The organism is Sphingomonas sp. dw_22 (assembly GCF_018449795.1).
Taxonomy (GTDB): Bacteria; Pseudomonadota; Alphaproteobacteria; order Sphingomonadales; family Sphingomonadaceae; genus Sphingomonas.
The window spans coordinates 1-11180 of sequence record NZ_JAAVVE010000073.1; the positions used below are offsets into that span (position 1 = coordinate 1).

At 69.9% G+C, this 11180-nt stretch carries 9 protein-coding genes; 4 read left to right on the plus strand and 5 right to left on the minus strand.

Going from position 1 to position 11180, the window contains the following annotated elements; translation table 11 throughout:
* Positions 1-41: 41 nt before the first annotated feature.
* Entirely contained in the window at positions 42-1418 is a 1377-nt protein-coding gene (locus tag HB724_RS19490) for a DUF2339 domain-containing protein (RefSeq protein ID WP_213982617.1), read from the minus strand.
* A gap of 95 nt (positions 1419-1513) precedes the next feature.
* Here HB724_RS19490 and HB724_RS19495 point away from each other — a divergent pair, with 95 nt between their 5' ends.
* The gene (locus tag HB724_RS19495) at positions 1514-2194 is read left to right on the plus strand and encodes a glutathione S-transferase family protein (protein ID WP_346344760.1); all 681 of its coding nucleotides are present in this window, start codon (positions 1514-1516) and stop codon (positions 2192-2194) included.
* 32 nt (positions 2195-2226) lie between these two features.
* On the plus strand, positions 2227-3168 hold the full coding sequence (gene dapF / locus HB724_RS19500; protein WP_213982618.1) for a diaminopimelate epimerase: 942 nt from the start codon (positions 2227-2229) through the stop codon (positions 3166-3168).
* 2 nt (positions 3169-3170) lie between these two features.
* Here dapF and HB724_RS19505 read toward each other — a convergent pair whose 3' ends face one another.
* The 4 genes from HB724_RS19505 to HB724_RS19520 form a co-directional block, all read right to left on the minus strand.
* Positions 3171-4739 carry a HAMP domain-containing sensor histidine kinase gene (locus HB724_RS19505; RefSeq protein ID WP_213982619.1) on the minus strand — a complete coding sequence of 523 codons (1569 nt, stop codon included), beginning with the start codon at positions 4737-4739 and terminating at the stop codon, positions 3171-3173.
* Positions 4736-5443, minus strand: coding sequence for a response regulator transcription factor (locus HB724_RS19510; RefSeq protein ID WP_256731634.1), 708 nt, complete (start codon positions 5441-5443; stop codon positions 4736-4738). Before HB724_RS19510 ends, HB724_RS19505 begins: the two co-directional genes overlap by 4 nt.
* A gap of 11 nt (positions 5444-5454) precedes the next feature.
* A complete protein-coding gene (locus HB724_RS19515) occupies positions 5455-6978 on the minus strand; it encodes a DUF4173 domain-containing protein (RefSeq protein WP_213982621.1) in 1524 nt (507 codons plus the stop codon).
* Positions 6979-7098: 120 nt separating this feature from the next.
* Positions 7099-9243 (minus strand): ATP-binding protein, encoded by a 2145-nt coding sequence (locus tag HB724_RS19520; protein WP_213982622.1) that lies wholly within the window; start codon positions 9241-9243, stop codon positions 7099-7101.
* Between the two features lie 478 nt (positions 9244-9721).
* Between HB724_RS19520 and HB724_RS19525 the strand changes: the two genes are divergently transcribed.
* Entirely contained in the window at positions 9722-10243 is a 522-nt protein-coding gene (locus HB724_RS19525; protein ID WP_213982623.1) for a hypothetical protein, read from the plus strand.
* Positions 10240-11180 (plus strand): terminase family protein (locus HB724_RS19530; protein WP_213982624.1); only part of this gene is annotated, 941 nt, incomplete at its 3' end. The genes HB724_RS19525 and HB724_RS19530, both read left to right, overlap by 4 nt.

Sequence of the window (11180 nt, forward strand, 5' to 3'; positions counted from 1 at the left end):
AAGGAAAGGGGACAGTAGAAGGTGGGGGGAGGGTAGGAGTGTCACGATGCAACCGCAGCCGCCGCGAAGAACACCAACAAGACAACCAAGGCAAAAGAGGAAGGCAGCCACGGGGCGCAGAGATGGGCACAGAGGCGAGGGCCGGCGGGGACGGCGAGCGCCAGTATCGGCCAGCCGGCCCGGCGCGACGCGAGCAGATGCCCCGGCACGGCGAAGAGCAGGGTGGCGATGGCGGCGGCGATCGGGGTGGCGCTGCGCTCGGGCTGGAGCAGGGCGAGCGCTTCGAGCACCAGCAGGAAGCCGAGCGCGGCCAGCGCGCCGGGCAGATACACGGCCCGGCGCCACGACAGGAACAGCGCGGCGGCGGCGAGGACAAGGTAGAAGCTCCAGGCCAGGCCGCCGAAATCGAGCGCGGGGGCGAGCACGAGCAACTGGACGAAGCCGGCCACCAGCGGGGCGACGCGGAGCCAGCGATTGGTCAGGCCGGTGGCGGGGAACGCGGCGCCGGCTCCGGCGGCGAGCAGCATGGTGAACCCGCCGACCGTCGAGAGATCGCCGGGGCGGCCCTGCAGGGCCGCGAGCAGGAAATTGATCCAGCCGAAACCCGCCACGCTGGCCGTGAGCGCGAGCCAGCCCCAGCCGCGATGGATGGCGAGGCCGAACAGGGCGGTGATGAACAGTGCGAGATAGACGAGCAGCGGCCCGATCCCGGCGGCGTCGAATCCGGCGACCAGGGGCGCGGCGAATCCGCCGATCAGCGCCATGACCGCGGTGGGCGGGCCGTGGCGGAGCGACAGCGCCATTGCGGCGGCCGTCACCAGCGCGACGGCGGCGAAGGCAGTGAGCGGGGTAATCAGGTGATAGAGCGCGGCGGCCATGTAGAGCGTGCCGTACAGGCTGGCGATGCCGGCGCCGGCGAGCGCCTGCGCGACGCGGGGATCGTCGGCGGTGGCGGGCAGGCGCCGCGTGATTTCGCTGGCGGCGATGAGCGCGAGGCCGAACAGCGCCGCGAGGACGGTGCGCGTCGCCGGGCCGAGCAGGCCGCTCTCGATCGAATAGCGCACGAGGAAGAAGCCGGCGAGCACCAGCGCGGCGCCGCCGATCCAGATCGGCAGGCGGCCGCCGATCAGCGATTCGAGACTGAAATCGGGAAGCGGACGCGGCTCGACGGGCGCCGGTTCGGGCGCGAATGTTGCGACCGGTTCCGGTTCCGGTTCCGGTTCCGGCTGCGCGGCCGCCGGTGCCGATACCGCAGGTTCATTTGGGGCGACCGGAGACGAATCCACGCTGCCCTGCTCAAAGCGGGCAAGCAACGACTCGACGCGGCGTACCTCATCCTCCAAAAAGGCGATGCGGCGAAAGACTACATAAAATGCCGTGGCGCCCGCGAGCGCGAGGAGGAATGTGAAGGCGGTCATCGGGCCGATCCTTGCACAGCACCACCGGACTGTCGCGGTAAACTAGGTCGCCCACGCGACCGAAATACTAGGCTGGTGCCCATTGCGGGGAGGAAATGCGTATGATCGTCTTTGGTTCGACCCTGTCGCCATACGTGCGCAAATGCGTGGTCTTTGCGCACGAAAAGGGATTGGCGCCGGAACTGAAGCTGGCCGGGATGGGACGCGGCGGACCCGAGTTCGAAGCCGCGAGTCCGTTCCGCAAGATGCCCGCGCTGAAGGACGGCGACTTCATGATCAGCGATTCGAGCGCGATCGTCGCCTATATCGATGCGAAATATGCCGAGCCGAACCTGATTCCCGAAGAGCCCTGCGCGCGGGCGCGTGCGATCTGGTTCGACGAGATGGCGGATACGCTGATGAACGCGGCGGGGAGCGTGATCTTCGGCAACCGATTCGTGCTGCCACGGGTGCTGAAGCAGCCTTGCGACCATGGGGCCGTGGAGGCGGCCGAACGCGACCAGTTGCCGCCGCTGCTCGACTATCTGGAAGGCGTGATCCCGGAGAGCGGGTTTCTGGTGGAGGATCGGCTCACCTTGGCCGATATCGCCATCGCGAGCCCCTTCGCGACGCTCGGCTGCATCGACGTGACCGTGGATTCGAAACTTTATCCGCGCACCGCCGCCTATGTCGCGGCGATCCACGCCCGGCCGAGCTTCGCCGCCATCATCGCCAAGGATCGGGCGGCGGTGAAGGCGATGGGCGGGCCGGTGCCGCCAGAAGCGGCGGCGGCATAGCCAAGGCGCGTCGGCGCCCCTAGATGGGGGCCATGCAACTCGCCTTCATCAAATGCCACGGATCGGGCAACGACTTTCCGCTGATCGACGCGCGGGGAATGGCGCTCGACGACGCCCAATGGGCGGGCATCGCGCGCGCGCTTGCGGATCGCGACGGGCCGGTGGGCGGCGACGGGCTGTTGCTGCTGACCGAGGGGAGCGGCGCGGCTGCGTTCGGCATGCGGATGTTCAATTCGGACGGGTCGGAGGCGGAGACCTGCCTCAACGGGCTGCGCTGCACCGCGCGGCTCGGATTCGAGCTGCTGGGGATCGACCATGCGCTGGTGCGGCTCAAGACCAGCGTCGCCGAAGTGGCGCGCGAGGCGGAGCTGGCGCCGGGCGTGACGACGGTGCGGACCAAGGTGGGGCCGGCATCGATCGCGGCGGCGGATGTCGGGCTGACGACCGGGGACTCCTTCATCGACGCGCCCATTCCGGGGCTGCCCGATGCGCGGGCGTTCACGGCGGTGGCGATGCCCAATCCGCATCTGGTGCGCTTCGTCGACGCGGTGGATGAGGCGGAACTGGTGGCGCTGGGAAACTGGTGCGAGAGCGGCCCGGCGCTGCTGCCGGCGCGGGCCAATGTGTCGTTCGTCGAGCAGCGGGGGCCGGCGGACCTCTATGTCCGGACTTTCGAGCGCGGCGTGGGGCTGACCGACAGTTGCGGCAGCGCGATGGCGGCGTCGGTGCTCGCGGCGGGGCTTACCGGGCGGGTGGCGTTCGGGCAGGAAATCCGTGTGTTCAACAAGGGCGGATTGGTGCGCGGACGCGCCGATGCCGAACGCAACGTCACGATCAGCGGCAATGCGACCTTCCTCTATGACGCGAGCGTCGAGGTGAATGCCGCGGGTGCCATCGCGCAGCCGCCGCTGATCCATGCGCGGCGCGAGGATGAGGCGCGCGCCTGGGAGGAAGCGGTCTCGGCGCTCGCCTGATCCTATGGGTCGGCGCGGGGGAGCGTGACGCGGAAGGCGGTTCCGTCCTCCTGTTCGACCCGTTCGATCGCGCCGCCATGCGCCTGAAGCAGCGACCGGACGATCGGTAGCCCAAGCCCGGTGCCGCCCCGCGATCGGCGCGTGGTGAAGAAGGGTTCGAAGATGCGGGCACGATCGGGCTCGGCGATGCCGGGCCCGTTGTCGGAGATGGTGATCGCGATGGTATCGCCGGCAGCGGCGATGTCGATCGTCACCGTGGCGGCGCCTGCCTGGCGGCTGTTGTCGATGAGCGCGGCCAGGACTGCCTCTATCGTGTCCGCCGGTGCCGCGACCGCCAGCGTTCCGGGATCGCCCATGACGATGTCGAAGCCGGGCGCGCGCTCCGCGTCCGCGATCTTGGCGACGATCGGGGCGAGGCGAGTCTCGGCGGGGGCTGCCGCCTGGGACATGTCGGCGCGGGCCAGTTCCAGAAGGCGCGAGACCAGCAGAGTCAGCCGTTCGGCGTCGGCATCGGCATTGGTGAGGAAGCGATCGCGTTCCGCGTTCGACATCGCGCCGGCATGATCGCGCAGCAGTTCCAATGCGCCGCGGATGCCGGCGAGCGGCGTCTTGAATTCGTGGCTCACGGCATGGGCGAAGTCGCGCAGATAGCGCGAGCGGCGGTCGATCGCCTGGGCCATGGCGGCGAAATCGACATAGAGGCCCTGGATCTCGATCGCGGCGGTGGGGGGCACGGCGGGCATGGCACCGCCGCCGGCGGACACTGCGCGGGTCGCCACGCTGAGCGCCTCGATCGGGCGGGCGATGCCGCGCGACAGCACGCCGCTCAGCACCACGAGGATGCCGAAGATGACCAGAATGCCGAAGGCGATCTTGCCGCGATCCTCGTAAAGTCCCTTGAACAGCGCGCGGGCCGAGCGTGACAGGAGCAGCACGCCGACGACGCGGCCGTCGACGATCACCGGCCGGGCATGATGGACGCGGATCGCGGCGGCGCGCGACAGCCATTCGAAGCGATAGACCTGGCGATAGTCGCCGTTGCGGCGCAGCACCGTGGCGGACTGGCCGGCGAGCGCCGAGCGCACCTCGGGGAGCGCGGCATAGCTTCCGGCCGTGCCCGGTCCGATGAGGATATTGCCGGCGCCGTCGAGGAGGATGATCGACGCCAGCGTGGTCTGGCGGGTGGCCGCCAGGACGGGGAGCAGGCGCTTCGCGGCCTGGACGGACGAAGCGGCCGGGGCGTGGGCGATCGGGGCGGGCGGTGTCCGCTCGGGCAGGATCGGCGTGGAGTTCAGGTCGATGCTGGGCGGTTCGGGCCGGACCTGGCCGGGATCGGGCGGCATGGGGGGGCCGGCACCCGGCCAGACTATTTGCGCCGCCGCGGCGAGCGCGGCGCCTTGGGCGACCAGCTCGGCCTCGGTCTGGCGGACCAGGGTGTTCTCATAGACGCGCAGGAAGATCGCGCCGAAGCCGGGCAGCGCGGCGACGAAGAACAGGCTTGCGAACAGGATCGTGCGCAGGCGCAGGCGCGGCCAGCGCGCCTTCACCGCCTGTTTGAGTGCGGCGATCATCCGGCCTCGCCGGCGCAGTTTCCGAGGCTGTAGCCGATGCCGGGCCGGGTCTCGATCACGTCGAGGCCGCCGATCCCGACGAATTTTGCCCGCAGGTTGCGGATATGGCTGTCGATCGTGCGATCGGTGATCGCGAAGCCGGGGCCGTGCAGCCGATCGATGATCGCGTCGCGGCTGAAGACCCTGCCCGGGGCGGAGGCCAGGGTGCGCAGGATCGTGAATTCGCTGACCGTGAGCGGCACGGGCTCGCCGCTCCAGCTCGCGTGCCAGCCGTCGAGATCGAGGGCGAGACGGCCGTGATGGAGCACCGGCCGGTTCTCATCGACTGCGGGCGGGCGCGCGGCGATGCGGCGCAGGATCGCCATCGCGCGGGCCACGACCTCGCGCGGGGAGAAGGGCTTCACGACATAATCGTCGGCGCCGAGCTCGATCCCGAGGACGCGATCGATCTCGTCGTCGCGGGACGACAGGAACAGGATCGGTATCTCGCCCGTGGCGCGCAGGCGGCGGCAGACTTCGAGGCCGTCCATGCGCGGCATGTTGATATCGAGGATGACCAGATCGGGGTTGTGGCGGGCGGCGAGATCGAGCGCGGCCTCGCCGTCCTCCGCCTCGATCGTGCCGAGGCCCGCCTTGTCGAGCGCGAAGGCGAGGAGCTGGCGGATATGGGGATCGTCGTCGACGACCAGGATGGTGCGCGGCATGGGGCACTGGATCATTGTTCTGCCTCGCCGGTCAACGGGGGACGGAGCGCGCCGTCGCAGTCGCGGCCGCGCGGCGCCGGAAAGGGGCGGGGCGGATTGGGGCCGAGCGCGGCGCGGGCGGCCGCCAGGCGCCGGGCGCCGCGCCAGGTCCAGCGATGCCAATCGGCCTGGTCGGCGGCGAGGTGCTCCAGCAGATCGGCGCGGATCGCGGCGATGCTGTCCTGGAGCAGCGGGCCCTGGGCGCGCTTTTCGAGATCGATGACGGGCAGCAGCGCCGAACTGCCGAGCCGGTGCAGATAGCAGAGGTCGATCGCATTGCCGGTCTGGCCGACCCTGTCGCTGTGCCGCACGTTCCACCAGGCGGCGACGGCGCCCAGATCGGTGACGCTCGCGACGCTGAGGACGAGTGCGGCGGCGAGCGCGTTCGCATTGAGCAGCCAGCGGGTGGAGCGCTCGGCGATCAGGCGCCAGCAGATCAGGAAGAGCCCGACGCCGACCAGCGCCATCCAGGCGAGGGCGGAAATCCGCAGGATCGTGAGCGAATAGGCCTCCACATAATCCCAGGTGCGCAGGATGCTCGATGTGACCAGCAGCAGGTTCTGGGCGATCCAGACTATCACGAGATAGCGGATCGCCGGCCGGCGCGCCGCGTCGCTGCCCGGGTGGAGGAAGAGCAGGACGAAAAGACCGGCCAGCAGCGCGGTGACGATCAGCAGATAGGCGCCGCGATGGGCATAATCGGCGAGCGTGATCGAACCGGGCAGCGGCGTGCCGCTCCAGAGGAAGGCGATGTCGAGCAGATTCTGGACCAGGAAGATCGCGTTGAAGGTGAGCAGCGAGAGGGTGATCGAGCCCTGCGGGATGCCGCGGATGGGCGGCAGATCGAAAGAGAAGGGCGCGGCGCGGGTGACGGCGGGGGCGGGGCGCAGGCTGGGCCAGACCGCGTAGAGGACGAACATCCAGAAGCAGAAATGCAGCGTGGCGTCCCGAGGCAGGGGCAAATGGATCGACGTGACGAAATTGCCGATGACCGGGTTCGCGCCGGCGAAGAGCGTCGCGAACAGCGCGCCGCCGATACAGGGCAGCGCGGCGACGCGGATCACTGCGCCGATCCGGGCGGCATCCCTGGAGCGCCATAGCCGGCCGAGCCGTGCCAGATCGGTGATCGGCGCGGGGATGCCGCGAAGGACATGGGCGGCGAGGCGGATCGCCCAGTCGCCGGCATTGTCGAAGCGGCGCCGGACCAGCAGCGCGGCGCTGGAAAGCGCGACCCAGAACAGCATCCACCCGAGCGGCGAAGGCGTCTCGATCAGCACCAGCGCGTAGAGGAGTGCGAGCAGGGCGGCGAACCGGGCACGGCGCGATCGGCGCATGCCGCCGGCCGCAAGCGCGAGGAGCGCCGTCCATAGCAGCGCGAATCCGCCGAGCGTCGCGCCGATGCCATGGAAATAGAAGAGCGCGTCCGCCACGGCGGCGAGGATCGCGGCGATCAGGAGCTTGAGGATGAAGCTATGGCGTATGGCGACGCGATGCATGGGCACCTCCCTTGTGAGGGAGCCCTGTTGGCCGTGCCCGGTCCAGCGGGGACGGGCACTGCGCGGCGCTTTGACGGCGATCCCGTGCAGAAACGGTGCAGGTTGTCGGTCGGGAGCCGCTCAGTCCAGCGCGGGCAGGGTGAAGCAGACCGCGGCGCCGACCGGGCGGCCCGCCTCGCTCCAGATGCGGCCGCCATAGGAATCGACGATCGCCCGGCAGATCGACAGGCCGAGCCCGAGGCCGGCGCGCTTGGAGGAGGCGAAGGGCGAGAAGATGTCGCCCAGATCGGCGGCTATGCCGGGGCCGTTATCCTCGACGCAGATCCGCACCATGTTGTTCGCTTCGCGGCGGCTGGACACCACGACCTGCGGGGCATCGCGCCCGGCGGCGGCTTCGCAGGCGTTGCGCAGCAGGTTGAGGAGGACTTGCTGGATCTGCACCTTGTCGGCAGCGACGCGGGGGACGTCCGGGTCCAGCCGCTCGATCAGCGTCGCGGCGTTGTCGCCGTTGACGACTTTCACCAGCGCGATGGCGTCCTCTACGATCTCGGAAAGCAGGGCGCTGTGCTCGCCCGCCGTCCCGTTGGCGACCATGTCGCGGGCGCGGGCCATGATCTTGCTGGTGAGGCCGATCTGCTCGCTGGCCTTGGCCAGCAGGGCGAGCATCGCCGGATCGGCATCGGCCCGCTGGCGCGCAGCGAGCCGCACCGCCGCGACATAGTTGGAAGCGGCCGTGAGCGGTTGGCTCAGCTCGTGCGCGATCGTCGCGGCCATGACGTTCATCGCCTCGACCCGGGACATATGGGCGACTTCGTCGCGGAGCTGCTGGTTTATCTTTTCGCTCGTCACGTTCTGCTCGGTGCCGAGAAGGGTGCGGACCTCGCCCTCGGGGGTGAGCTGGGGGACGATGCGGACGCGGCGATAGGAGATGCCGCCGTCGGGCATCCGGGCCACGACCTCGCAGCTTTCGGGGCGCTTGCCGTCGACCGCGGCGTTGAACGCGGCGAGGAGGATCTCGCGATTGGCCTCGTCGAGATGCGCGAGCGCCTCGTCCGGGCCGACCAGGTCGTCGCTCGGATCGCGGCCGTACATCTCGCAGAGCTGATCGGAGAGGATCAGCCGGTCGCTGCGCAGATCATATTCCCAATCGCCGATCCGGCCGATCCGCTGCGCCTCGCGGAGCCGTTCGTTGGCGGCGGCGAGATCGAGCGCGGCGCGCTGGCGGCGCAGCAGCCCGGCGATGGCGAAGGCGGCGAAGGCGAAGATCGCCAGCGTGATCCCGGCCATCGCCAGCCGCGACTGGCGCGCACGCGCCTGCACCTCGGCGAGCACGTCGCTCTGCCCCACGCCGACCGTGACGAAGAGACCGTAGCGGGCCAGCCGGCGATGGCTGAAATAGCGCCAGATGCCGTCGATCGAGCTGGGCCCGAGATAGGTGCCGTCCGGATAGGCGCGCTGGTGCCGCATCACCAGCCTGCCCTTCAGATCCTGGCCGTAGCTGACGCGCAGCCCCTCGCGCCGCGCCAGGGTCATGCCGTCGAGACGGATGACCGAGATCAGGTCGAGCGGGCGGATCGCGGCGCCTTCGTTGAAGTCGGTCAGCCGCTCGACCGGGATCCGCACGACGATGCCGCCGCCGAAGCTGCCGTCCCCGCGGCGGATCGGGCGCGAGATCGACATCAGCGGACGATGCGCGAAGGACGACATCCGGGGACTGCTGATCCAGACGTCGCGCGGCTGGGTGCCCGAGCGGAAGGCCCGGAAGGCGGGCTCGTTCGCGAGGTTCATCGCCGGCACGCCCGGCAGCGTGGTCGCGCGGACATTGCCGTTGGCATCGACCACCGCGACCGAGGCGAAGAGCGGATTCTTCGCAACGGCGTCCTCGATCCGGACCGGCGCCCGGCCCGGCACCACGGGCACGAGATCGCGGAAATGCTCCGCCAGCGCGACCGCGGCGAGATCGGCGGCATCGAGCGTGCGCGCGACATATTGCTCATAGGCGATCGACGTGTTGCGGTTCTCGCGCACCGCGGCAGTGATCGCCCGGCTGCGCTCTGACGCGATCGTCTGGAAGGTGGCGACCCAGAGCAGCACCGTGAGCAGCACGCCGCCGACGCAGATCAGCACGATCACCGGCCGGATCGAGCGCAGCACCGGATTGTGCATGGGATAGAGGAAATTGGACGGCTGGCGATCCGCCCCGGCCAGGCTTTCCGCCTCGCGCGCGCTGCGGCGCGCCCAGGCTGTCAGGAAATCGAAGCGCATTTTCCCCCGGTTCGACACGCCGCCGCGGTTCGGGCGGGCCGTCTGCGAATCCGGTATCAACGCTTGGTTACGTAACGCATTGCGCGCAATCACTTCAGGTATCTCCGGCGAACCGCGGTTGCTTGCGCTAGGCGGAAGGCTGACGGACGACGCCATGGGCATCCGTTCGTCGGTTCACGCGAGGAGATCCCAGTCCTGCGATGCGTTTCGCCCGGATGCCTTCGCACCGGTGCATATTCCAATAGCATCTGAACGGGTGGGGAATGCCTCGAGGCTATGGCGCGGTTAACGCTACCATTTGTGCGGCGCAAGATAATAATAACAAAATAACCAGATAGGCACAAATAGCTTGACATCGTGCCGCTGATATGGCACATGTCAGGAACGATGAGGAATTGCGAGTCGGGGCCTTCGGGTTCCGGGAACGGGTCGGGCGCCGCGGGGTGCACCGGCCCGTTCGCGTTGGAGGAGCAGGCGGATGGACGATGTGCGGATCGGAAATGGCAGGCGGCGGCCGGCACAGGTGAAGCGCGTCCGCAAGGACGGCTGCACCAGGAAACGCCGGGCGTGCTTCCTCGATGTGCTCGCGCTGACCTGTAATGTAAGGCTGGCGGCGCGCGAAGCCGACCTGTCGGTGACGACGGCATATCGGCTGCGCCGCACCGACCTGGAATTCGCGGCGCTTTGGCGCGAGGCGCTGATCGCCGGCTATGAGCGGCTGGAGACGGAGCTGGTCCAGCGCGCGCTGCAATCGATCAATGCGATCGAGCCGGGAGATGGTGGCGAAGAGGCGGTCGCCGCGGCCGATGCGGCGGTCGAGAAGATGGATGTGAACACGATTCTGAAGGTGCTGGCGGTCTGTCGCGCGACATTGGACGGCGGCGGTCAGCGGGGGCGGCGCGACATGCCGCACCGGCGGATCGCGACCGAAGAGGAAACCAATGCGGCCCTGCTCAAGAAGCTGGCGGTGCTCGAGAAACAGGTGAGAGAGCGGGTATGAGCGTGGAGGCCTCGCTCGATCCGATCGAGCGGGTCGCGCTTCTGCCTCCACATTTGCGATTGTGCGCGCTGCAGGATCTGACTCTCGCGCAGCGCCGCGAGCTGGAGGTGCGCTGGTGGCGCTGGGCGCATGAAGGGCAGCGGGCGCCGTCGGGCGATTGGCGCGTGTGGCTGATCCGGGCGGGGCGCGGCTTCGGCAAGACGCGGGCGGGCGCCGAATGGGTGAGCGCCGTGGCGCGGGCGCGGCCCGGCGCGCGGATCGCGCTGGTGGGCGCGACGATCGAGGACGTGCGGCGCGTGATGATCGAAGGCGCGAGCGGATTGCTGGCGGTGGCGCGTGCGGACGAGGAGGTCGGCTGGTCCGCCCATCTTGGCGAAGTGCGCTTCCCGACGGGAGCTTGCGCCTATATCTATTCGGCCGCTGCGCCGGAGAAATTGCGCGGGCCGGAGCATGACGCGGCCTGGTGCGACGAGCTGGGCAAATGGCCCGCCGGGCGGGGGGATGCCGCCTGGGACAATCTGCTGATGGGCATGCGCGGCGGCGACGATCCGCGCGTGGTGGTGACGACGACGCCGCGCGCGGTGAAGCTGATGCGCCGGGTGATGGCGATGCCCGGCTGCCATGAGACGCGCGGGAGGACGCGGGACAATCCGCACCTGCCGAAGAGCTTCGTCGAGGCGATGATGGCGGACTATGCCGGCACGCGGCTGGGGCGGCAGGAGCTGGACGGCGAGCTGATCGACGATGTTCCCGGCGCGGGGGGGGGGCGGGGCCGGGGCGGGGGGGGGGGCGGGGGCGGGCGCCCCGGGGGGGGGGGGGGGGGTGGGGGGGGGGCCCGCGGGGGGGGGGGGGGGGGGGGGGGGGGGGGGGGGGGGGGGGGGGGGGGGGGGGGGGGGGGGGGGGGGGGGGGCAGGCGCCGGGGGGGGGGGCGGGGGGG

Coding starts and splice junctions, on each gene's coding strand:
- HB724_RS19490 (WP_213982617.1), bottom strand. CDS start 1,418: ATGACCGCCTTCACATTCCTCCTCGCGCTCGCGGGCGCCACGGCATTT.
- HB724_RS19495 (WP_346344760.1), top strand. CDS start 1,514: ATGCGTATGATCGTCTTTGGTTCGACCCTGTCGCCATACGTGCGCAAA.
- dapF (WP_213982618.1), top strand. CDS start 2,227: ATGCAACTCGCCTTCATCAAATGCCACGGATCGGGCAACGACTTTCCG.
- HB724_RS19505 (WP_213982619.1), bottom strand. CDS start 4,739: ATGATCGCCGCACTCAAACAGGCGGTGAAGGCGCGCTGGCCGCGCCTG.
- HB724_RS19510 (WP_256731634.1), bottom strand. CDS start 5,443: ATGCCGCGCACCATCCTGGTCGTCGACGACGATCCCCATATCCGCCAG.
- HB724_RS19515 (WP_213982621.1), bottom strand. CDS start 6,978: ATGCATCGCGTCGCCATACGCCATAGCTTCATCCTCAAGCTCCTGATC.
- HB724_RS19520 (WP_213982622.1), bottom strand. CDS start 9,243: ATGCGCTTCGATTTCCTGACAGCCTGGGCGCGCCGCAGCGCGCGCGAG.
- HB724_RS19525 (WP_213982623.1), top strand. CDS start 9,722: ATGGACGATGTGCGGATCGGAAATGGCAGGCGGCGGCCGGCACAGGTG.